Raw genomic sequence first — 22,591 nt, 5'->3', positions numbered from 1 at the left:
TTCACGCGGCAAGCTCACCAGGAGAACGATCCTTCCCCGGCAAAGGCCGGGGGCCAGTGGCGCTGTCTCCCGATTGGGCCCCGGCCTTCGCCACGGAACCGATCGGCGCCACGTCGCCCAACGCCGCGACCACGGCATCCATCCGCCCCCAATCGTGCGCCTTGATCAACCCACGTAGCTTCCCCGCCATCGCGCCAAGGCGGCTGTAATGCCGCAGCTTCGATCGCAACGGCGCCTCTGCCACTCGGGGCTGGCCCGGATCGATCTCCCAGGGATGGAAATAGAACACCGCCGGCTGTCCTTCGCGCGTGACCTGGCGCACCGCAAAGTTCATCAGCTGCGACGGCAGCAAGCGGAAAAAGCCGCCCCCCGTGGCCATTCGCTTGCCCGGCAGATCGGCAACCGTCACCGGTACCTCGATCAACCCCGCCCCGGCGATTGGTTGGAATGCGTAGCGCGGCGCCTCCGGCCAGCCGTAATGATCATGCGTCAGCGGCGCGACGCTCGACGAATAGGTATAACCGGCAGCCGCTAGCTCTTCATGTGCCCAGGGCGTGCGCTGGTCGATCGAGAAGCTCGGCGCCCGGTATCCCGTCACCTTCTGTCCCGACGCATCCTCCAGCGTCGCGCGCGTACGCGCCAGATCGGTGCGAAACGTCGCCGCATCCATCGTGAAGACGCGCTGATGGTCCCAGCCATGGCTGGCCACTTCATGGCCAGCCTCGGCGATACGGCGGATCAGGTGCGGATAGCGATGCGCCACCCAGCCCAGGGTGAAGAATGTCGCCGTCACGCCGCTCTCCGCGAACAGCGCGAGCACGGCGTCGGTATTGCGCTCGACCCGCGTCTCCAAACCGTCCCAGCCGGTCTTGTCGATGACCTTTTCGAACGCGCCGACCTGGAACCACTCTTCGACATCGACGGACAGCGCGTGGCGCACGATCAGCGACCCGTTGCGGCGCGCACCGTCGCGGCATCGGGGCGCGCATCGATCTCTACCCAATCGACCAGCAAGGTCAGCACGCGGCGCAGCGCCGCCTCCTGTTCCTCGACGCGTGTCTCGAGCGAGGCAATGCGCTCGATCAACGCCTGATCTGCAACTGCTGGCTGCGGCTCGGGCTGCGGCGCGGGCGCCGGCTCAGCCTGCGGTACGGGCTCCAGCCTGGGTTGTGCCGTGGCCATGGGCACCGCCTTGGGCAGCGGCAGTGGTTCAGCTTCCGGCTCCGGCTCGAGTGCCTGGAGATCGGGTTCGCGTGCCGCGCGCATTGGCAGCGGTGCGCTGGGCGAGGGCATGTTGACGATCGGCCGCGGGCCGGGCGTGGGCATGCTGATCGGCTCGGCCGGGTTGACCTGGCGCACCGATTCGGGCGCGTCACCGGAAATGTCGGCGATCACTGCATCCACCACGTCCTGGTCGATCGTATCGCGTTGCTCGATCGCGCCGAACAGCAGCACGCGCCCGGCAAGTTGATTGAGCCGCCGTGGTACGCCGTCCGATCCGTTGAACAGCGCGCGATACGCCTCGGGCGTGAAATATGGATCGCCGTGCCAGCCGACCAGCGACAGGCGGTGGGCCATATAAGGCTCGACTTCCTCGGGGCCCATCGGATCGAGATGGTGCATCGCGATCACGCGTTGGCGCAATTGCTCGAGCCGCTCGGAGCCATGCAGCCGCTCGCGAAATTCGGGCTGGCCGAGCAGGAAGATCTGCAACAGCGCATGGCCGCCGGCCTGGAAGTTGGAGAGCATACGCAACTCCTCCAGGCTCGATACCGGCAACGCCTGCGCCTCGTCGACGATCAGCAAGGTGCGCTTGCCGCCGCGCGCCATGGCATGCAGCCCGCGTTCGATCGCGGTGAGAAGTTGCGATTTGGTCAGCCCATCGGGTTCGACCGACAATCCGCCGGCCACGAGCCGCAACAGGTCGTCCGCTTCGATCTGCGTCGAGACGATCTTGATGACGTGCAGACGGTCGCGATCGACCGTCGCCATCAGATGGCCGACCAGCGTGGTTTTGCCCGCGCCGACATCGCCGGTGATGACGATAAAGCCTTCGCCCTGGCTCAGCCCATAGCCAAGATAGGCCATTGCCTTGCGGTGCGTTGCCGTCTCGAACCAGAAACGCGGATCAGGCGTCAGCTGGAACGGGCGACCGCTAAATCCGTAATGATCGTCGTACATCTTTACCACCTTGCCGGGCGTAGGGTGCAAGCCACGCTCCTAATGTAACCAAAACGGGTTAACCGATCCTTCACCGTGAACCGGCCCCCATCAGAAGCTGTAGCGCACGCCAACCTGCGCCTGGGCGGAGGTCTGGTCGTCGATGCCCTCCTGGCTGAAATTGTAAATCCCGACCGTCGCCGTCGTTCCGACGCGACCGAAATTCCGATAATAGGAGCCGCTGGCGCCGATCGAATATACGCCCGGCGTATCCCGGCTGACGCCGCTCTCGAAATAATTGCCGTAGAGATCGGCGTTGATCCCCGAATTGGCGTCCAGCGCGGCGCTGAAATAGGCCTGGGCGTAATAGCTCTCGTCGTTCAGGCCGAAGATCGAATAGCTCGTCCCGCGCGGCGAATAGAAGCGGCGATTGGCATAGCCGACGCCCGCGCCGAAGCCGATCGGACCGCGATTGACGCCGATCACGGCGTCCACGCCGCGGGCGCGATAGCTGGAGCTCGAGATCGACTGGAACACGCTGTTCAGGCAGCCGCCGGCCTGTTCGCTCGACTGGCCGAAGGTGCAGCCGGCGAATTGCTGGCCGAACGTGTCGCGCTGGTCGATGAAGCTAGACGGCAGATTTGAGATCCCGTCGCGCAACTGGCGGCCGAAGGTCTCGACGCTGTCATACACGCCGATCTTCATGCCGACCGATTGGCTCGCGGCATAGCTGAACGAGCCGGTATACGTCATGCCGCCATAGCGCTTACCGACGCGCGCTTCCAGGAAGGTGCGCGGGCTCGGCCGCCACAACACGCCGGCATCGTAGATCAGTCCGTCCGTCTCATAGGCGATCCGCCGCGGGCCGCTCTTGTCCGTAACGTAGCGGCCATCGGAATCGATCACCGGATCGCCGTCTGCATCGACCACCGCGTCACGCTGGCTGGTGGTGATCTTTTCATATCCTACGCCGGCGGCCAGCGCGAGCGTCGGCGTGACCGGCAGGATCGCGTCGGCGCGGCCATAAGTGCCTTCGTAACGCTGATCGAGCTGCCCGGCGTCGTCGCGCTCATAGGCGGCGCTGACGGTCAGGCCGATCGGCAGCACCGTGCCCGGCGCCACGCCAACCGAGGCCTGCGCGACATGGCTCTTGGAATCGTCGAACGTATCGAGCGGTACGCTGCCCGCCGCGACACCGGTCGATCCCGGCGCCTCGACCTTGGTATAGCCGAACTGATAGCTTGCCGCGACGCTGGCCGGTCCGACCGTGGTGGCGTAGCGCGGCCCGACATAGGCCGAATAGACTTGGCTGATATTCTGGTCGTTGGCGGTCAGATTGACCGGCGCTGCGCCACGAATGTCCGATCGCGCCCGCGTCGCCAGCGCCCCGCCCTCGATGCTCAGCCCCGGCGCGACTCGCACCGCGGCGCGGGCGAGCCCGCTATGGAAGTCGTCGTCGCCGACATCCTTTTGCCAACTAATGTTGCGCTGGTAATTGTAGCTAAGTTGCACCTCCACGTTCCGCGTCTGGATCGTCGCATCGATCCCTGCGCCGACGGTGGAATAGGTCAGTACGTCGCCCGACTGCAGGTCGGCGGTCAGCACCTGACCAAGTTCGATATAGGGCGTGATCTGCTTCCGCACGCCATCGCGCGCCGCAGCCGGCGTCGCGGTGAGCGCGGCAAGCGTGCCGGCCGCAAAAAGAGTGGAACGCCTCATGTCGCGTCGTCCTGTCCGTAATAGCTGCCGAACCGCCGTCCGCCGGGCGCGTAGGACACGGCGTTGAGGACCAGCTGGATATGTTCGCAACCGTCGAGCTGCGTCACCGCGTCACGCAGGTCGCTCTCGCCGGTCTTGTCGGCACGCACGACGAGGATGACCTGCCCGATCTCCCCGGCCACCACGGAGGCCGGCGAGGCCGCCAGCGCGGGCGGCGAATCGAAGATCACGATACGTGTCGGGTCCGCCGCAAGCAGCTTGCCAATCAGGCGATGGGTGCGGTCGCTGGCGAGCAATTCGGTATCGGTATTGCTCTTGGTGCCGGCGGGCAGCAGGCTGAGTTGCGGGATATCGGTCCCTACCACGCAATTCTCCACGTCGATCGCGGGATCCGCCAGCGCATCAAGCAGTCCGGGCCCGTCGCTACCGCCAAGCCACCGCATCACATCGGGCTTGGCGACATCGGCATCGACCAGCAGCACCTGGGTATCGCGTTCCGCTGCCAGCGAAATGGCAAGGTTGACCGCGCAATAGGTCTTGCCCTCATCGGCGTTGGCCGAGCAGACCAGGATGGTCCGTGCTTTGTCGGCATCCTGCAGGCGGATGGTCCGCGCGGTGATCATCAACTGTCGCTTAACCTGGCGGAATTCCTCGACCAGCGCATCGGCCGGCGCGCCGGGGACGAGCAGCCCCTGCTCGGCGAGCAATTTCCGATCGATCTGCAGCATGGTAGCGGGCACGGCCGGCTGCGCGAGGTACGGCGATGCCGCGCGATCGACCGAATCGTCGGGCATTGCAACGGCGACCGAGGGCGCTTCAATCGGCTCGATCGGCGCATTGCGAGCACGCAGATGCGCGTCGAAATCATACACTTCAGCCGCCCGTTCGAGCAGCGACGGCCGCACCTTACGCAACTCGCTCATGCCGCCATTCCTCGCGAAACCATCTCGACGCCCAGCAGCGCCACATAGGCGACGGCCAGCGCCACAGCGCCGCCCCCGAAATACATCAATTGGCGGCGCCGTGCGGCAGTCTGCGCGCGCGTCACCATCTCACCGATCGAGCCGATCACTGGCATGCCCGTGGCTTTTTCAAGCCGCGCGGCGGTAGCGAAGGTGGAGCGCAATTGCCCCATGGCGAACGCCGCGCCGATCCCGCCGGCAATCGCCGCCAGCAGCACGCCCGTCAGCAACAACGCGCGATTGGGCGCGGTCGGCACGCGCGGTGCCGTTGGCGGATCAATCACGCTGAACTTGATCGCATCGGTCTGCGCCTGTGCCTGGCCGCGCAATTTGATGTCCTCGCGGTCAGCCAGCATCTTGTCATACTGGCCCTTGAGCACAGCGTAGTTCCGCTCGATCTCGCTCTGCTCTGCCGCAACCCCGGGGTCGCCCGCCAGCTTGGCATTGATCGTATCGAGATCGTTCTGCAGCTGCATCTTGCGCATCGTCAGCGCCGCGACCTGCGACTGCTTGTCCGCCTGCATCGATCGCAGCGACAGATACAACGGATTAGGGGTCGCGCCACCGCTGGCGCCCCCGGCCATCGGCTCGCCCCGCGCCGCCGCCTGCGCCGCACCCAGTTGGTTCTTCAGCGCGATCATGTCCGGATGATTGTCTGTATAGCCCCGACCACGCGCTTCGGCGATCTGGCCCTGGATCAGGTTGAGCCGCGCGCGCGCCGGACCGGCCGCCGCGGCAGCGCCGCCGACGCCGGGTACGCTCTGCGGCGTGCCCGCCATCTGGCCGTTGACTGCCGCCAGACTCGATTGCGCGGCGGCGAGATCACTCTCGACCTGCGCCATCGCCGTACGTGCCGTGCCCATCCGGTCAGTCAGCGATCCGGTACCGGGCAGCGAGCCCATATAGCGGTTCTGGAAATCGGTGCGCTTCTGTTCGGCATCCTGCAATTGCTTCTGCCGCTGTTCCAGCTGGCTATCGAGGAAGCCCAGTGTCTGGGTTGTCTCGTCGCGGTCACCAGCGAGATTTTCTTCGACGAAGATGTCGATCAATTTCTGCACGACCGCCTTGGTCACCTTGGGGCTCGACCCCTTGGCGACGATCTCGAACAGATTATCCTGCTGCGCGGTGATGGTGATCGCCTTCTGCAACCCAGCCACGCGGTCCGCGACGTCGCGATCGGTCTGCACCGTATTGGCCAGATCCGTGCCGCGCACGACCTTCTCCAGATTGGCCGCCGAGGTCAGCGTCTGCCGCACGCGATCGACGTCCTTCTGTTGGTCGAGCGCGGTGATTCCCACGCGCGACGGCAGCAGCGTCTGCATCTGCACGAACACCCGCGCCCGCGACTCATAGGAGTTGGGAATTTGCGACACGCCGAGCCAGCCGAGGATGGCGATGACCCACGCCACCGCCATCGCCAGCCAGCGCCGCGTCCAGATCGCGTGCAGCGCGAGCTTCACCTCGTCGTATAGTCCGTTCATCTTAGAACATGCTTTCCGGAATAATGATCACGTCACCGGGCTCAAGCCGCACGTTGGCGCGTGCATCGCCGTTCTTGAGCAGGCTGGAAAGCTTGACGTTATATTCGACCTGCTTGCCGGTATCGCGGTTGTAACGCACCAGCCGCGCTTTGTTGCCCGCGGCATATTGGCTCAGCCCGCCGACCGCGATCATCGCGTCGAGCAAGGTCATGTTGGCGCGATACGGAATTGACGACGGCTTCTCCGTAGCCCCGACGATGCGGACCTGCTGGCTGTACGTGCCGCTAAAATTCTTCACGATCACCGAAACGATCGGATCTTTGATATACTCGCTCAGCGCGATCTTCATGTCGTCGGCCAACATCGCCGGCGTCTTGCCGACCGCCGGCATGTCGCTGATTAGCGGCGTGGTAATACGCCCGTCCGGGCGCACCTGCACCTCGGATGACAGTTCGGGATTGCGCCACACGAAGATCTGCAGCTGATCGAGCGGGCCGATGACATATTCCTCGCCCGGTTGCTCCCGCGACGTAACGAATGCCGCCGCGGGCAGCTCGGATCGGCCGCCGCCGCTTGCGCACCCCGAGAGCATCGTGCCGGCCATCGCCACCACCGAAACCGCCTTCAAACCGCCAACACGCATCATTCAGACCTCCTACCGCAGAGAATCCGGCGGAGACCTGGCTCCGGCGCGGTTTGCGGACTATGGTCCGGCTATGCGCCAGGTCAGGTAAAAATACCGTTAGGAACGAGTCGGATGGGCGAGCAGCTCTGCTGGTCGCGGATGACCGAGGAACCCGCTGGGGCTCGCCGACAGGCCGTACGCGCCGGCCATGAATACCGCGATCAGGTCGCCTGGCCCCGCCACCGGCAGCGTTACCCGATCGGCCAGCCGATCGAGCGGCGTACATAGGCAGCCGACCACGCTGACCGTCTCGGTCGGCACGCCCGCTGCAGCGGTGGCCACAGCGACCGGGTAGTTGCGTTTCACGACGGTGCCGAAATTGCCTGATGCGGCCAATTGATGGTGCAGCCCGCCATCGACGACCAGAAAAGTCTCGCCGCGGCTCTCCTTACGTTCGATTATCCGCGTCAGATATACGCCGCATTCGCCAACGATGTATCGGCCGAGCTCGATGGCGAAGTTCGATTCGGCTAAGATATCAGGCCGATTTGCCAACGCGGACGCCAAGCCGTCACCGATAGCTGGCAAATCGATGGGCGTGTCGCCGTGAAAATAGGGGATGCCGAACCCGCCGCCGAGATTAACCAATGGCGGCATGGCGCCAACGTCCTCAGCCAGCCGTGCGGCCAGCGCGATGGTCGCCGCCTGCGTCTCGATGATCGCCGCGCTGTCCAGCGATTGCGACCCGGCAAATATATGCCAGCCACGCCATTCCGCACCCGCTGCCCGCAGCCGCGTTACCACGACCGCCGCCTCACTGACGTCGATCCCGAACGGCGAGGGGCGCCCGCCCATTTTCATACCAGACCCACGCAGCTCGAAGTCCGGATTGACCCGCACCGCCAGCCGCGGCGTGATGCCAAGCCGCTCCCCTGCGGCCAGCGCCCGATCGCATTCGCCGGCTGATTCGAGGTTGATCGTCGCGCCAGCACGGATCGCCGCCTCGAGTTCGCCATCCTTTTTGCCCGGCCCGGCGAAACTGATCGATGCCGCCGGCTTGCTATCCAAAGCGATGGCCAGTTCGCCGCCTGACGCCACATCGAGACCATCGAACAAGGGCGCTACCGCCGCGACCATTGCCGGCAACGGATTGGCCTTGATCGCGTAGTGAATGTCGATGCTGGGCAGCGCCGAACGCAGCGACGCCGCCCGCGCCGCGACAACGCCAAGATCATAGACGAACAACGGCGTATCGCCCTCCGCCGCCCAAGCTTCCGCCGATCGACCGCCGATGACGAGCGGGCCTTCGCGGGAGAACGCGGCCGGTATTGCCCCCATCGGCTTCATAACGACAAGTTGGCATTCCCCGCGACTGCGGGCAGCCAATCGGTGCGTGCCGAGACGAGGCTGCGCCGAAGAAGCGCGCTTGCCGCCGAGGTACCGTAGAATGACATGCCACTAATGACACAGTCCACCCACCTGGTGCGCAACACCTCCGCGCCTCCGCGCGCGAAAACCCTATCGCCATTCACGAGATTTCCCCCTTCAAAGCAGCACGATCAAGCTTGCCATTGGCATTATGCGGCAGGTCTTCGCGCCATACGTAGCGGCCGGGCTGCATGAAGCTGGGCAGATCGCGCCGCAACCGCGTCCGCAACGCTTCCTCGGCCGATCCGTCCCCCCGCGCCACCACGACGATGCCCTGCCCTAGCCGCGCGTCCGGAATGCCCAGCGCCACCGCCTCGGCGACCTCACCTCCGGCAAGCACCGCCTCCTCGATCTCGGTCGGGCTGATCCGGTTGCCAGCCGACTTGATCATCTCGTCGTCGCGCCCGACGAAGCGGAACAGCCCGTCCGCACCCTCGATCACCGTGTCGCCCGACCACACCGCCTTACCACCCGACGCTGCCCACTCTGGCGCCGCGCGGAAGCGGGCCGCGGTGCGCGCGGCATCTTGCCAATAGCCCTGGGCCACGAGTGGCCCGGCATGCACCAACTCGCCCGGCTCGCCGGCCGCGGCGCGCGATCCGTCCGGGCGCGCCACCATGACTTCGGCAAAGGGGATTGCCTGCCCCATCGCGTCGGGATGGGCATCGACCAACTGCGGCTTCAGATAGGTCGAGCGGAACGCTTCGGTCAGGCCGTACATCGGATACAAGTCCGCTGCGGGGAATCGTTCTCGCAAACCGCGGATCAGGCGGGGCGTCAGCGCACCGCCTGAGTTGGTCAGCCGCCGCAGCCGCGCGGCGGTATCGGCCGGCCATTCCGCATCGAGCAACTGCACCCATAGCGGCGGCACGCCCGCCAACGTCGTCGCATCGAAACGATCGACTGCCTTAACGACGTCACGCGCCGTCAGATAATCCAGCGGTGCATAGCAAGCGCCCGCCGCCCACGTCGAAAAGAGCTGGTTCTGCCCATAATCGAAGCTGAGCGGTAGCACGCCAAGCACGCGGTCCGCAGGCGTCAGCGCGAGATAATGTGCGACGGAGATTGCGCCAAGCCACAGATTGGCATGGCTGAGCATTACCCCCTTGGGCCGCCCGGTCGATCCCGACGTATACAAGATTGCCGCTAGGTCAGCCGGATTGGCCGACGACGGCGGCACCACATCATCGGACGCCACTGCCTCCTCGGCGACGACCTGGCACCCAGCCGGCACGTCCCCCCGCTCCAGTGTCGCTGCCCGCCCCTCCTGGGTCACCAGCACCGATGCACCACTATCGGCAAGGATATGCGCGACCTGCCCGCGTTTCAGCATCGGATTGACCGGCACGTGCACCAGCCTCGCGCGCGGCGCCGCCATCGGCAGTACGCAGGCCGTCCGTGTCTTGGGCAGCCACGAAGCAACGCGATCGCCGGGCGACAGGTCGAGCTTAGCCAACCACGCAGCCGTGTGCGCCGTCAGTGCTTCCAGGCCGGCGAAATCCAGTCCGCCCGCCTTATCGATCAACGCTGGGTCGGCGGGATTGCCACGCGTGGCCAGATGGTCGATCGGCCGCGGAATGGGATCGAGTGGGATCATCTGCCCTTGATAAGCCCGATCGCCGACAATCCAAGCCACTGACAGTTATCGGCCCTCCCCAGTTGCTGCACCGCAACCACAAAGCTTGGCATCGCTGGCGTCACGTTCTAACGGCAACAGCGAAAACTGCCGCGTAACCAGGGGTTGCACACTTGCTGCCAGACGATATCGACCAGATCGACGCCACCGTGCGCGCCGTGCTCCGCGATGTGCTCGGCCTGTCGCAGGACCGCGTCGATGCCTTCCGCAGCGAAACCCCGTTATTCGGTGCGCTGCCCGAACTCGATTCGATGGCCGTTGCCGGATTGCTTACCGAGCTCGAAGAACGGCTCGGCGTCCTCATCGAAGATGACGAGGTCGATGGAGAAATGCTCGAAACGTTCGGCGCCCTGGTCCGCTTCGCTAGCGCCAAAGCGATTGGCTAAGATCCTTTAGGCCGGAGCCGTCCGCCCGGACTTGTTCCGAAGTCCGACGTGCCCCAGACCAATGCGCCGGTGATCGTGCGGCACGGCATGAGGGGGGATTTTGGTGAGCGAACGGCCTAACGGCAACGCGTTTTGCGCATGACGCCGTCGACCTACACCTGGTCCGGCGGCACCGAGACGCTACTCCGCTTCGGTCCCTCCACCGGCCCCCTGCTCGTGGTCGCCATGCCGCTGTTCGAAGAAGCCAACCGCACGCGCACTTTCGTCGTTACGATCCTTCGTACGCTCGGCGAGCGCGGCATAGCGAGCGCGCTACCGGATTTACCGGGCATTGGCGATTCTCTTGTCGCAACCGAGCATGTATCGCTAAGTAACTGGGAAAATGCTTTTTCCGCCGCAGCCTTGCCAAGCGCCGACCATCCCACAGTCCACGGTCTGGGTATTCGAGGCGGCACCCTGTTTGATGGTAAAGCCATACTAGCCAGCCGCTACCAATTCGCGCCGACGCCAGGTGCCAATCTTATCCGCGACCTCCTGCGCACGCGCCTCGCTGCCGCCAAGGAAGACGGCGAACGGTTCGATCCCGACATTCTTTCTCCCGGCCCCCCGATCCAGCTCGCCGGCAACACCCTGAACCGCCAACTCGTGGCGGACCTTTCTGCCGCCATTCCCGCACGTACCGGTCCGATCCGGACCGCGCGCCTAGCCACAGACACGCAGCCCGCTGAGATCAAGTTCGCCGCCGCCCCGCTGTGGCGCCGGGCCGAGCCCGACAACGATCCGGCGCTCGCGGCGCTGATCGCCGACGACATCGCCGCCTGGATCGCCACATGCGCAGCGTGATCGCCTTTCCCTGCTTCGGCGACACGCTCGTCGGCACGCTCGACAGCGGCGACGCTACCACCGGCTTGCTGATCGTCTCCGGTGGCAATGAGATCCGCATCGGCGCGCATCGCGGCATGGCGGCGCTTGCCGCCAGCCTCGCCGCCGGCGGCACGCCGGTGTTCCGCTACGATCGTCGCGGCATCGGCGATTCGACCGGCGAGAATCTTGGTTTCGAGCACAGCGAAGTCGATCTCACCGCCGCCGTTAAGGTCTTCCGCCAGCACGCGCCGCACCTGACCCGCATCGTCGGCTTCGGCAATTGCGACGCAGCCACCGCGCTTGCCCTGTTCCACGAGGCCGCGGGGATCGACGCGCTGGTGCTGGCCAATCCCTGGACGATCGAGCAGACCGACGACCTCCCCCCAGCCGCGGCGATTCGAGCGCGCTATGTCGCACGGCTGAAGGAGCCCAGCACCTATTTGCGGCTGCTCCGCGGCGGCGTGGATTTGGCGAAACTGATCAAAGGTTTGTTCAAGATTTCGGTTTCGAAAACTGAACATGGTTCGACGCTCGCCAAGCGACTAAGCCACGCGCTTGGCGCGGCTAGCAAGCCGATCGAGATCGTGCTCGCCGAGCGCGACGCGACCGCGATCGCCTTCGCGGATGCCTGCCCTACCCCACTGCCAACGCACATGCTCCCTACCGCGTCGCACAGCTTCGCGCGGCGCGAGGACAAGGCAGCGCTGGAAGCGATCCTCCGCGCCGCCCTTAGCTAGTTATTCGGCCGCTTCCGCCAGGTGATCGAACTCCGCCGCCGCCAGGAAGCGCTCGGCGTCCAGCGCCGCCATGCAGCCCGTGCCAGCGGCCGTCACTGCCTGACGGTAAACCTTGTCCATAACGTCGCCGCAGGCGAACACGCCGGGCACGCTGGTGCGCGTGCTGCCCGGCTCGACCGCGATATAATGATCCTCATCGAGCGCGACATGACCGCGGAACAGCTCGGTGGCGGGATGATGCCCAATGGCGACGAACCCTCCCTCGACATCGACGCGGGACATTTCGCCGGTGACCGTGTCGCGCAGCTCCAGCGCGACAAGGCCGCTGGTGCCGCCACCATCGACGAACTCGGCCACTTCCTTGTTCCACATGACGGTCACGCCCTTGTGCGCGAACAATCGCTCCTGCAGGATCTTCTCGGCGCGGAAGCTATCCCGACGGTGGATCAGCACCACGTCGGGCGAATGGTTGGTAAGGTACAGCGCCTCCTCAACCGCGGTATTGCCGCCGCCGATCACCGCGACCTTCTTGCCGCGATAGAAAAAGCCGTCGCAGGTCGCGCAGGCGCTGACGCCCTTGCCCTTCAGGGCATCCTCGCTGTCGAGCCCGAGCCACTTGGCCTGCGCGCCAGTGGCGATGACCAAGGTGTCGCCTTCGTAGACGTCACCGCCATCGCCAATCAGGCGGAACGGCCGGCCGGTCAGATCGACTTCGACGATCGTGTCCCACATCAGCCGCGTGCCGACATGCTCGGCCTGGGCCTGCATTTCCTCCATTAGCCACGGCCCCTGGATGACGTCGCGGAAGCCGGGGTAGTTCTCGACGTCCGTCGTGGTGGTCAGCTGGCCGCCGGGCTGGATGCCCTGCACGACGATCGGCTCCATCCCGGCGCGCGCTCCATAGATGGCGGCGGACAGGCCGGCCGGGCCGGAGCCGAGGATGAGCATCTTGGTCTTGTGCGTGGTCATGAACATTTCCGGTGGTGACGAAGCGGCGCTTCTAGTCGGCGCGTGCAGACATGCAACATGGGAGCGAGGTGGCGCGGGTTAAAGCCGTGGACGTGTCGTCGGTGATTCGGCCCTGGCCAGTCGATCGAGGCTTGCCCGTAAGTGATTGATTCGGCGTAGGCGATGCGCGCGAATGTTGAGAATGTTGAGGCGCTGGCGCGTTTTTGGAGGACCGTCTCAACATTCGCTAAGGTGCTGGATCGAAGACGGGCGGGGACCATGCGGTGAGGGTAAGTCGTGGCCTGCGTGTAGGACAGCGAAATCTGGCGGGCGGCCCACCCTCATCATCACCCCGGACTTGTTCGGGGCTTATCTCTTGGCGCATGTACGTCCTTGTTCCCCCGCGAAAGCGGGGCCCCAGAGCCCCGAGCGCCGTCCGTTGCAACCCTGGGCTCCCGCTGTCGCGGGAGAACAACAAGTACATTTCGAGCGGTACAACCACCGACTTGTTCCTGGGGCTGCCTGGCCGCACACTGGTGGTCACCGTTGACGCGGCGCCGCGCACCCGGAGCCTGTCGGGGGTGACGGATATTGGGAGACGATATGCTGACCTTCTTTTTCGCACTGGCGCTCGGCGCGCAGGCGGCTCCGACATTGGCGCCCCCTCCCGTGCCGGCAGCCCCCGCCACCGTCCGCGTCGCGCTCGATACCGCGCAGGGACGCATCGTACTGGAGCTCGATAAGGGTCGCGCGCCGATCACCACCGCCAATTTCCTTAAATATGTCGATCAGAAGCGGCTCGACGGGATCGGCTTCTATCGCGCGGCCAAGGGTGGCCCGGCATTCGGGTTCGTCCAATTCGGCGTGCAGAATGCGCCGAAGCGCGTGCTGCCGCCGATCAAGCATGAGCCGACCACGCAGACGGGCATCAAGCATCTCAGCGGGACGATCTCGATCGCGCGCTATGCCCCTGGCACGGCAAGCGGCGATTTCACCATCATGGTCGGCGATCAACCGGCGCTCGACGCCAATCCGGCCGCGCCGGGGGACAATCTCGGCTATGCCGCGTTCGGCCATGTGGTGGAGGGCATGGAGGTGATCCAGCGCATTCTCGACGCGCCAACCTCGGCCACCGCGGGCGAGGGCATGATGAGGGGGCAGATGATCGTGCCGCCGATCCTGATCCGGACCGCGCGACGGGTGCCCTGAATAGGAAGAAATGGTAGCGAAGGAGGGACTTGAACCCCCGACCCCAGGATTATGATTCCCGTGCTCTAACCAGCTGAGCTACTTCGCCACGACAAGACGTTTCCGCTTGCGAGGCGCGGGCTATAGGAAGCGCGTTCGGGGCGGTCAAGCGAACATGTGACGCGAGAGCGCTTCCCATGGGCCGCCGCGATACCACCAAGTCGCCAGGCCGGCGATCGGCGCACTGCGCGGGCGGAAGTCCGCCGCCAGTTGGGCCTGCAGCGCCTTGGCCTGATAGGGCTCGACCTTGTTCTGGATCGTAACATGCGGGCGCCACCCGGCCGCATCCTGGGGGGTCAACATCGCCGCAAAGGCATTGCGCAGGCGATTGCGGATATCCTCGAGCTCGGGCGATTCGATGCGGAAGGCGACGCCGCGGCCGAGCGACATCAGCCCGGCGATCCGCGCCGCCGGGGCAGGCACGCCGCGCGTCTCCGCGACCAGGCGCTGTTTGAGCTCCGCCTCGAGCGACGGGGGCAGATGATGGAACATGGTCAGGTGCGCGGCAAGCTGGTTGCGCTCGGGCGGGAAATGCGCCTTGCGCAGGCCATCGAAATACGCCGTGTCCGCCTTGCCGAACAACGCCGTAACGATAATCGGCGCGGGGATCCGAGCAGACTCGCTCAAATCTCGACCTGGCTGCCCAGTTCGACCACGCGGTTGGTGGGCAGGCGGAAGAATTCCATCGCGCTTTCCGCATTGCGCAGCATCCAGGCGAACAATTTTTCGCGCCAGATCATCATCCCCGGCCGCTCCGAGGCGAGCAAGGTCTGCCGAGACAGGAAAAAGCTGGTGTCCATCATGCGGAAATCGGCGCCGCACTGGTGAATGCGCGCCAGCGCGGCGGGCACGTCCGGCTCCTGCATGAAGCCGTATTTGAGCACCATGCGATGGAAGCCCTGATCGAGATCCTCGAGATAGCAGCGCCCGTCATCCGGATGATACGGCACGTCCATGATCTTGACGGTGAGCAGGATGATGCGTTCGTGCAGCACCTTGTTATGCTTGAGATTGTGCAGCAGCGCGTGCGGCACGCCCTCGGACGTCGAGGTCATGAACACCGCAGTGCCGGGAACGCGCGTGGCGGCGGTGGCGGCGGACTGGATGAACACCTTGATCGGCATCGCGCCCTCGCGCAGCCGATCGATCATCAGCTTGCGCCCCTTCGACCAGGTGGTGAGGAAGGTGAAGATGATCAGGCCCACGAGCAGCGGGAACCAGCCGCCATCGGGCACCTTGGTGAGGTTCGCGGCGAGATACGCGCCATCGACCAGGAACAACGTGCCGAGCAACGGCACGGCGAAATAGGTCGGCCAGTTCCACAGCCGGAACAGCACCACCGCCAACAGGCAGGTGTCGATCATCATCGCCCCGGTCACCGCGATGCCGTAGGCCGAGGTGAGGTTGGACGAGGATTTGAACGCCAGCACGAGCAGCAGCACCATGACCATCAACAGCCAGTTGACCAGCGGGATGTAGATCTGCCCCGCGGTCGCCGCGCTGGTATGTTCGATGCGCAGCCGCGGCACGAAGCCCAATTGGATCGCCTGTTGCGTGACCGAGAAGGCGCCCGTGATCACCGCCTGCGAGGCGATCACCGCCGCCGCCGTCGCCAGGATGACCAGCGGCAATTGCAGATATTCCGGCGCGAGCAGATAGAAGGGGCTTTCCAGCGCCGGCGCACCGACGCGCGACAATAACGCCCCCTGCCCCATATAATTCAGGATCAGTGCCGGCAGCACGAAGAACAGCCAGGAAACGCGGATCGGGTTGCGCCCGAAATGCCCCATATCGGCGTACAGCGCCTCGGCGCCGGTCACCGCCAGCACCACCGAGCCCAAGGCAAGGAAGGCACGCAGCGGATCGAAATAGAAGAATTGCACCGCATAATGCGGCGACAGCGCCCACAGGATCTGCGGCGTCTGCCACACGCTGATCACGCCCAAGGTGGCGATCACCGCAAAATACAGCAGCATGACCGGGCCGAAGAACAGGCCGATGCGCGAGGTGCCGCTGCGCTGGATCGAGAACAGGCCGATCAGGATCACCACGGCGATCGGCAGAACGAGCCCGCCCAGTGCCGGCTGCGCCACCGCCAGGCCCTCGACCGCGGACAGCACCGTCACCGCCGGGGTGATCATGCTGTCGCCATAGAATAAGGCCGTGGCGAACACGCCGAGCAGGATGATGCCGCGCGTCCAGCGCTTGGTCGTCGTCTTGCCCGAGACCAGAGCGAGCAGCGCCAAGCTGCCGCCCTCGCCCTTATTGTCGGCGCGCATGATGATGCTGACATATTTGACCGTCACGACGATCATCATCGACCAGAACATCAGGCTGACCACGCCCATGATGTGCAATGGATCGAGCGCCAGCTTGTGATGCCCGGCAAAGGTTTCGCGAAAGGCATAGAGCGGGCTGGTGCCGATATCGCCGAACACCACGCCGATCGCACCGACCGACAGCTTGATCAGCCCATCGCGATGATGGCCGTGGCCGGTTTCGTCTGGCGCCAGATCGGCGGGCATGGCAGCGCTCTCGCTGCTCACGACGCGCGACGTTCTGTGCAAACTCGAAAATGCTGGCCCATCGATAAGCCGCAACGCGTCCCGTGCCCCATGGTTGCGCGCCTAGCACCACGCCCCGGCACCCGCAACGGGACAAGCGCCTCGGGCGTTGCTATGGTAGTATCATTCGAAACCGGAGTTTGACCTCATGCGCGTCGGCGTTCCCAAGGAAATCAAGAATCACGAATATCGCGTCGGCCTGACGCCGCCCTCGGTGGTCGAGCTGATCGCGCAAGGGCACAGCGTTGCCGTGCAGACTGGCGCGGGGCTTGGCATCGACTTCGAAGACCAAGATTATATCGCCGCCGGCGCGACCATCCTGCCCGACGCGGCCGCGGTGTTCGCCGCCAGCGACATGATCGTGAAGGTCAAGGAGCCGCAGCCAAGCGAGATCGCCTTGCTCGAGTCGCGGCATCTGCTGTTCACCTATCTGCACCTTGCCGCGGACAAACCGCAGGCCGAGGGGCTGATGGCGTCCGGCGCAACCTGCATCGCCTATGAGACGGTGACGGCGAACGATCGCTCGCTGCCGCTATTGAAGCCGATGAGCGAAGTGGCCGGGCGCATGTCGATCCAGGTCGGCGCGCATTATCTGGAAAAGGAGCAAGGCGGGCGCGGCGTACTGCTCGGCGGCGTGCCGGGCGTGGCGCCGGCGCGGGTGGCGATTCTCGGCGGCGGCGTATCGGGCGTCAATGCCGCGCAGATGGCGGTCGGCATGCGCGCCGACGTGACGATCTACGACATTTCCAATGCGCGGCTGGCCGAGCTCGACATGTTCTTCGGCAGCCAGATCAAGACCGCCTATGCCAGCAAGGCGGCGATCGCCGCGGCAGTGAAGAATGCGCATCTGGTGATCGGCGCGGTGCTGGTGCCGGGCGCGGCGGCGCCAAAGCTCGTCACGCGCGACATGCTCAAGACGATGAAGCGTGGTTCGGTGCTGGTGGATATCGCGATCGACCAGGGCGGCTGTTTCGAGACCAGCCATGCGACGACGCACGAAGACCCGGTGTTCGAAATCGACGGCGTGATCCATTATTGCGTTGCCAACATGCCGGGCGCGGTGGCGCGCACGAGCACGTTTGCGTTGAACAACGCGACATTGCCGTTCGTGATCAAGCTGGCCAACCAGGGCGCCGAAGCGGCGATGGCGGCGGATGCGCATCTCGCCAATGGCCTCAACGTGTCGGATGGCAAGATCCGGCACGTCGCGGTGGCCGAGGCGCTGGAATTGCCGTTCGAGGCGTGGGTGGCATCTTGATGCAAGCACTACCCCGGCGGACGCCGGGGCCCAGTCGAGGCACAGAATTTGGCGACTGCACCGGTTAGTTACGGCGGCCATTCCGACTGGGCCCCGGCGTCCGCCGGGGTAGCAGTTGAAGGGAACAATATGGGAACATCGACGTTCTGTGCGGTGAAGGAGAGCATCGATGACCGACCAGAATCCCAAGGACCACCCGACCGGCAACGCCGAGAAGAACCCCGACGACTGGACCACCGGCGGCGAACCGATGACCGGCGCCCAGGCCAGCTATCTCAAGACGCTGAGCGAAGAAGCGCACGAAGAGTTCGACGAGACGCTGAACAAGGCAGAAGCGTCGAAGCATATCGATGCGCTGCAGGCCAAGACCGGGCGCGGGGCGGACTGACCAACCTACCCTAACCCCGTCATCCCCGCGACAGCGGGGATCCCGCCTCTTGTCGACGCTAGAGAAGCGGGATCCCCGCCTGCGCGGGGATGACGCGTTATTGCCCTACAGGCGCGCCGGCCGTTTCCGCCAGGAACTGATCGAGTAACGCTAGCCGCACCTGGATCTCCGGCCGATACGAGATCCCCGGCGGCGCCAGCGCCAGTGCCCGCGCCCAATAGGGACGCGCCTCGGCGAATTGCCCGGCCCGGACATAGGCCAAGCCCAAAAAGAAAGGCGGCGCGGGATGCAGCGGCGCCAGCTTGCCCGCGCGGCGAAACGCGAACAGGGCGGTCGGCGACACCTGACCGCCGTCATGCGTCGCCAGGGCGGAGCCGAGGCCGGTCCACAGCGCCATCGATTGGGGATGATGCCGGATGCCGCCGAGAATTGCGTTCACGGCATAGCCGGGATTGCCGATCCGCAGCATCGCATCGCCGGCCACCAGATAGGCGGTATCGGCGCGGAACCGGCCGACCATAGCATCGCGCAGCGCAGTCATTTCGGGATCCACCGTCAGCGGCTCGGCATTGGCTGCCACCGGATGGCCGGCGAGCGACGGTTGGCCTTGCAGCGCATAGCCTGCCGCGCCGAGCATCAGCGCCGCGCCGACGAACGACCACAGGCCGCGGGGGAGCCCGATGCGCCACAGCAGCAACGCCGCCGCGGCGCCGATCAGGGCAAGCGCCGCCCAGCCCATTAGCCGCGCCGCCGCTTGAACAGGCCGCGGGCAAGCCACGCGCCGATGCCAAGCAGGATCAACGGCAGCAGCCAGAGCGGCGCGGTGAGCGCGTTGAACGGTGGATCGTAGGTCACATAGTCACCATAGCTGGCCATGAGCGACTGGCGAATTTGCTGCGGACTTTCGCCGGCGGCAATGCGCGTGCGCACCAGCGAGCGCATGTCGCCGGCCATTTCCGCATCGCTGTCCGAGATCGCCTGGCCCTGGCAAACGAGGCAGCGCAACGTGGCCATCAGCGCGCGGGCCTGCGCTTCCTGGGCGGGGTCGCGCAGTTGGGTGTTGGCGTAGCGCGCGGGCGGGAGATTGCTGTCGGCGAAGGCGGGCGTGGCGATAGCCAGCGCGGTACACACCAGCCACAGCGTCACCCCGGACTTGTTCCGGGGTTCACGGTGCCGCGCGCCAAAAGCCCGCGTAGCGCGCTGCCCGGTGGACCCCGGAACAGGTCCGGGGTGACGATGGAGGCGAGAGGTCACCGCGCCTTCTCCAGCGCGGCGAGGATCGCCGGTACGTCGTCCTCGCGGATGTCGCCGACATGCTGCAGCACGATCCGCCCCTTGCCGTCGATCACGAACGTCTCCGGCACGCCCGACGAGCCGAGCGCCAATTGCACCGAGCTTTCGCGATCACTACCGATGCGTTGATAGGGATCGCCGTTGCGCGCGAGGAATGCCTGCACCGCGGCAGGCGTATCGCGGATCGCCACGGCGTCGATCGGCACGCCCATGCGCTTCAGCCGCATCAGCATCGGCGCTTCGGCGATGCACGGAATACACCAACTGGCGAATACGTTGAGCAGACGCGGCTGGCCTTGCGCGAACACCGCGCTGCCCAGGCCCGGCTTGCCCGGCACCATGGCGCCCAATGAGAAGGTCGGCAGCGTCTTGCCGATCATCGCCGAGCGCACGGTGCGGTCGGCCGGGCGGACCAGCGCCATCGCCACCACGGCGAACACCAAGGCGAACCCCAGCAGAGGCAACCAGACCGCCGAGCGCCTCATGCATACGCCTCCCGCAGCACGATGCGGCGTTCACGCTGCACCCGGCCGATCAACGACAGCAGACCGCCCAGCGCGATCAGCGCGCCGCCGAGCCAGATAAAGGTCACGAACGGCTTCCACCACAGCCTGAGCTGCCAGCGCCCCTGCCCGTCCGGCGCACCGAGCACGGTATAGAGCTGCCCGTCGAGCCGCGTGGCGATGGCGGATTCGCTCGTGGTGGTCGGCGGCGAGGAAAAGAAGCGCGATTGCGGGCGGAGCACGAACCAGGTGCCATCATCGCCGCGCCGCACGCTGAGCCGCGCCTGCAAGGCCGACCAATTGGCCCCGATGACCGGCGCGATACCGTCCAGCCGCACGGTATAGGGGCCGATCTTGTGCGGCTCGCCGACGCGCGCGGCGACCAACGTCTCCTTGGTGAAGGCGCTGTCCGAGGCCATGCCGGCGAGGCTCACGGCGATGCCGAGATGCGCGATGACCATGCCCCAGGTGAAGAGCGGCGTGCGGCGCAGATTGCGCTTCCACAGCGGCGCCACGCTGGCGGCGGCGAGGCCGGCGGCCAGTCCCAACCCGAGGAACGGCAGGATACCGATCCCGCCGGTGACGATGAAGATAGCCGCCATGGTCAGGACAGCGACGGCGATCGGCAGCATCAGGCGGTCGAGCGCGGCCTGGCCGTCGTCGCGACGCCAGCGCAGCAGCGGCCCGACCGCCATCACCGCGACGAGCAGCAGCGCCACCGGCCCTGCCGCTTTGTTGAAAAAGGGCGGGCCGACCGAGAGCTGCACGCCGAACGCGGCGGCGACGATCGGGTAGAGCGTGCCGATCAGCACGATGCCGAGAATCACCGAGAGCAACAGATTGTTGGCGACCAGGGCGCCTTCGCGGCTGACCAGTTCGAAAGTCGAGCCCTGCCGCACGGTGCCGATGCGCAGGCCGAACAGGAGCAGCGCGCCGCCGATATAGAGCAGAAGCAACGCCAGGATGAAGCTGCCGCGGGTGGGATCGACGGCAAAGGCGTGGACGCTGGTGAGGATGCCCGAGCGCACCAGGAACGTGCCGACCATCGACATTGAGAAGGCGACCACGGCGAGCATCACCGTCCAGGCGCGCAAGCCATCGCGCGTGGCCAGCACGCTGACCGAGTGGAGCAGCGCGGTCGCCGCCAGCCAGGGCATCAGCGAGGCATTCTCGACCGGATCCCAGAACCACCAGCCGCCCCAGCCGAGCTCGTAATAGGCCCAGTAGCTGCCGGCGGTGATGCCCAGCGTGAGGAAGATCCAGGCGCCCAGCACCCAGGGTCGCATCGCGCGGGCGAAGGCCGGGCCGACGTCGCGCGTGACCAGTGCGCCGACCGCGAAGGAGAAAGCGACGGAAATGCCGACATAGCCGATGTACAAGGTCGGCGGATGGAAGGCCAAGCCGGGGTCCTGCAACAGCGGGTTGAGCCCCTGCCCGTCCGCGGCGGCGGGGTTGAGGCGGGCGAACGGGTTGGAGGAGAAGAGCAGGAAAGCGTAGAAGCCGAGCGCGATCGCCGCCTGCGCGCCGAGCGTGGCGATCAAGGTGGCGCGGGCGAGGCTGCGCTCGACGATGGCGATGGTCGTGCCGGCGAGGCCGAGGATCGTCACCCACAGCAGCATCGAGCCCTCGTGATTGCCCCACGCGCCGGAGAATTTGTACAAGAGCGGCTTGTCCGAATGGCTGTTCGCGGCGACCAGTTGCACCGACATGTCCGAGCGCACGAACAGCGTGATGAGCAATGCCATGGCCAGCAAGGCGAGCAGGCCCTGGACGATCGCCACCGGGCGGACCGCCGCCCTGATGTCGGCGCCGATGCCCGCTTCTGCCGCCGAGTCGAGGCGCAGGCCGACCGTCGCCAGGATGAGCTGCAATCCCGCCAGCGCCGCCGCGAGCCACAAGGCGGCGAGGCCTGCTTCGGCGATCATGGCTCGAGCGTCTTCGTCTCGTGCATGGTGCCGGCAGCGGTCTTGGCGACCTGGGGCGGCATGTAGCGCTCGTCATGCTTGGCCAGCAGGTTGCTCGCGGTGAAGCTGCGATCGGCGTTGAACATGCCTTCGGCGACCACGCCCGATCCCTCGCGGAACAGATCGGGCGTCACGCCGCGAAAGCTGACTGGCACGGTGGCCGTGCCATCGGTGACGACGAAGCGGATCGACACGCCGTCGGGCTGCTTGGCGATCGAGCCCTGCTGCACCATCCCGCCGAGCCGCACCGCGCGACCAACCGGTGGCCCGGCCTTGGCGACATCGCCCGGCGCATAGAAGAACGCGGCCTGATCCTTCAGCGCCGACAGCGCGAGGCCGCTTGCGCCGAGCACGGCGACGACGGCGAGCAGCGCCAGCGTGAGGCGTTGATGCTTGGGCTTCATGGCCGCTCCGCCCGGCGCATGGC

Annotated in this window: 22 protein-coding genes and 1 tRNA gene; 6 read left to right on the top strand and 17 right to left on the bottom strand. The window is 65.9% G+C overall.

Translation table 11 applies throughout. The annotated features are described in order from the left end of the window. Position 1 precedes the first annotated feature (1 nt). From U1739_RS00530 to U1739_RS00495, 8 genes are all read right to left on the bottom strand, one after another. Positions 2-940, bottom strand: coding sequence for an XrtA system polysaccharide deacetylase (locus tag U1739_RS00530; protein WP_332702924.1), 939 nt, complete (start codon positions 938-940; stop codon positions 2-4). Between the two features lie 2 nt (positions 941-942). Further along, positions 943-2,181 (bottom strand): ExeA family protein, encoded by a 1,239-nt coding sequence (locus U1739_RS00525; protein WP_332704802.1) that lies wholly within the window; start codon positions 2,179-2,181, stop codon positions 943-945. Between the two features lie 90 nt (positions 2,182-2,271). Then, positions 2,272-3,879 carry a hypothetical protein gene (locus U1739_RS00520; RefSeq protein WP_332702922.1) on the bottom strand — a complete coding sequence of 536 codons (1,608 nt, stop codon included), beginning with the start codon at positions 3,877-3,879 and terminating at the stop codon, positions 2,272-2,274. Beyond that, the gene (locus tag U1739_RS00515) at positions 3,876-4,802 is read right to left on the bottom strand and encodes an AAA family ATPase (RefSeq protein WP_332702920.1); all 927 of its coding nucleotides are present in this window, start codon (positions 4,800-4,802) and stop codon (positions 3,876-3,878) included. Before U1739_RS00515 ends, U1739_RS00520 begins: the two co-directional genes overlap by 4 nt. After that, positions 4,799-6,322, bottom strand: coding sequence for an XrtA system polysaccharide chain length determinant (locus U1739_RS00510; RefSeq protein WP_332702918.1), 1,524 nt, complete (start codon positions 6,320-6,322; stop codon positions 4,799-4,801). The genes U1739_RS00515 and U1739_RS00510 overlap by 4 nt, the downstream gene beginning before the upstream one ends. Position 6,323: 1 nt before the next feature. Further along, positions 6,324-6,968, bottom strand: coding sequence for an XrtA/PEP-CTERM system exopolysaccharide export protein (locus U1739_RS00505; protein WP_332702916.1), 645 nt, complete (start codon positions 6,966-6,968; stop codon positions 6,324-6,326). Positions 6,969-7,064: 96 nt separating this feature from the next. Next, positions 7,065-8,294, bottom strand: coding sequence for a pyridoxal-dependent decarboxylase, exosortase A system-associated (locus U1739_RS00500; RefSeq protein ID WP_332702914.1), 1,230 nt, complete (start codon positions 8,292-8,294; stop codon positions 7,065-7,067). A gap of 181 nt (positions 8,295-8,475) precedes the next feature. Beyond that, entirely contained in the window at positions 8,476-9,972 is a 1,497-nt protein-coding gene (locus U1739_RS00495) for an AMP-binding protein (protein WP_332702912.1), read from the bottom strand. 152 nt (positions 9,973-10,124) lie between these two features. Between U1739_RS00495 and U1739_RS00490 the strand changes: the two genes are divergently transcribed. The 3 genes from U1739_RS00490 to U1739_RS00480 all read left to right on the top strand — a co-directional run bounded on the left by U1739_RS00490 (position 10,125) and on the right by U1739_RS00480 (position 11,998). Continuing rightward, positions 10,125-10,397: an acyl carrier protein gene (locus U1739_RS00490; protein ID WP_332702910.1), complete on the top strand. Its 273-nt coding sequence runs from the start codon at positions 10,125-10,127 to the stop codon at positions 10,395-10,397. A gap of 138 nt (positions 10,398-10,535) precedes the next feature. Next, positions 10,536-11,240, top strand: a complete 705-nt coding sequence (locus U1739_RS00485) for a hypothetical protein (RefSeq protein ID WP_332702908.1) — start codon at positions 10,536-10,538, stop codon at positions 11,238-11,240. Beyond that, positions 11,228-11,998, top strand: a complete 771-nt coding sequence (locus tag U1739_RS00480; protein ID WP_332702906.1) for a hydrolase 1, exosortase A system-associated — start codon at positions 11,228-11,230, stop codon at positions 11,996-11,998. The genes U1739_RS00485 and U1739_RS00480 overlap by 13 nt, the downstream gene beginning before the upstream one ends. On the opposite strand, the gene trxB is transcribed toward U1739_RS00480, so the two are convergent. Then, a complete protein-coding gene (trxB, locus tag U1739_RS00475) occupies positions 11,999-12,967 on the bottom strand; it encodes a thioredoxin-disulfide reductase (protein WP_332702904.1) in 969 nt (322 codons plus the stop codon). It lies immediately after the preceding gene. A gap of 582 nt (positions 12,968-13,549) precedes the next feature. On the opposite strand from trxB, the gene U1739_RS00470 reads away from it, so the two are divergent. Beyond that, on the top strand, positions 13,550-14,155 hold the full coding sequence (locus tag U1739_RS00470) for a peptidylprolyl isomerase (protein WP_332702902.1): 606 nt from the start codon (positions 13,550-13,552) through the stop codon (positions 14,153-14,155). A gap of 11 nt (positions 14,156-14,166) precedes the next feature. Here the strand turns inward: U1739_RS00470 and U1739_RS00465 are convergent. The 3 genes from U1739_RS00465 to U1739_RS00455 all read right to left on the bottom strand — a co-directional run bounded on the left by U1739_RS00465 (position 14,167) and on the right by U1739_RS00455 (position 16,719). Next, positions 14,167-14,243: transfer RNA gene (locus U1739_RS00465), tRNA-Met, on the bottom strand. 56 nt (positions 14,244-14,299) lie between these two features. Then, complete coding sequence (locus U1739_RS00460; RefSeq protein WP_332702900.1) at positions 14,300-14,821, bottom strand: 2'-5' RNA ligase family protein; 522 nt, start codon at positions 14,819-14,821, stop codon at positions 14,300-14,302. Beyond that, positions 14,818-16,719: a potassium transporter Kup gene (locus U1739_RS00455; RefSeq protein WP_332702899.1), complete on the bottom strand. Its 1,902-nt coding sequence runs from the start codon at positions 16,717-16,719 to the stop codon at positions 14,818-14,820. Before U1739_RS00455 ends, U1739_RS00460 begins: the two co-directional genes overlap by 4 nt. Positions 16,720-16,906: 187 nt before the next feature. Between U1739_RS00455 and ald the strand changes: the two genes are divergently transcribed. Both ald and U1739_RS00445 read left to right on the top strand, forming a co-directional pair. Continuing rightward, the gene (gene ald / locus U1739_RS00450) at positions 16,907-18,016 is read left to right on the top strand and encodes an alanine dehydrogenase (RefSeq protein WP_332702898.1); all 1,110 of its coding nucleotides are present in this window, start codon (positions 16,907-16,909) and stop codon (positions 18,014-18,016) included. Between the two features lie 169 nt (positions 18,017-18,185). After that, entirely contained in the window at positions 18,186-18,404 is a 219-nt protein-coding gene (locus U1739_RS00445) for a DUF3072 domain-containing protein (RefSeq protein ID WP_332702897.1), read from the top strand. A 97-nt stretch (positions 18,405-18,501) separates the two neighbouring features. Here the strand turns inward: U1739_RS00445 and U1739_RS00440 are convergent, their stop codons facing one another. From U1739_RS00440 to ccmE, 5 genes are all read right to left on the bottom strand, one after another. Beyond that, complete coding sequence (locus tag U1739_RS00440; RefSeq protein ID WP_332702896.1) at positions 18,502-19,143, bottom strand: tetratricopeptide repeat protein; 642 nt, start codon at positions 19,141-19,143, stop codon at positions 18,502-18,504. Then, positions 19,143-19,550: a cytochrome c-type biogenesis protein gene (locus U1739_RS00435; RefSeq protein WP_332702894.1), complete on the bottom strand. Its 408-nt coding sequence runs from the start codon at positions 19,548-19,550 to the stop codon at positions 19,143-19,145. The genes U1739_RS00440 and U1739_RS00435 overlap by 1 nt, the downstream gene beginning before the upstream one ends. Before the next feature lie 104 nt (positions 19,551-19,654). After that, a complete protein-coding gene (locus U1739_RS00430; protein WP_332702892.1) occupies positions 19,655-20,182 on the bottom strand; it encodes a DsbE family thiol:disulfide interchange protein in 528 nt (175 codons plus the stop codon). Next, positions 20,179-22,125, bottom strand: coding sequence for a heme lyase CcmF/NrfE family subunit (locus tag U1739_RS00425; RefSeq protein ID WP_332702889.1), 1,947 nt, complete (start codon positions 22,123-22,125; stop codon positions 20,179-20,181). Before U1739_RS00425 ends, U1739_RS00430 begins: the two co-directional genes overlap by 4 nt. After that, positions 22,122-22,568, bottom strand: coding sequence for a cytochrome c maturation protein CcmE (gene ccmE / locus U1739_RS00420; protein ID WP_332702887.1), 447 nt, complete (start codon positions 22,566-22,568; stop codon positions 22,122-22,124). Before ccmE ends, U1739_RS00425 begins: the two co-directional genes overlap by 4 nt. Positions 22,569-22,591: the final 23 nt, after the last annotated feature.

Origin of the sequence: Parasphingomonas puruogangriensis (assembly GCF_036663635.1) — a bacterium.
In the GTDB taxonomy this organism is placed as follows: domain Bacteria; phylum Pseudomonadota; class Alphaproteobacteria; order Sphingomonadales; family Sphingomonadaceae; genus Sphingomonas.
Note: the sequence above shows the minus strand (reverse complement) of the source record. Positions and strands in the feature narration are given on the sequence as shown.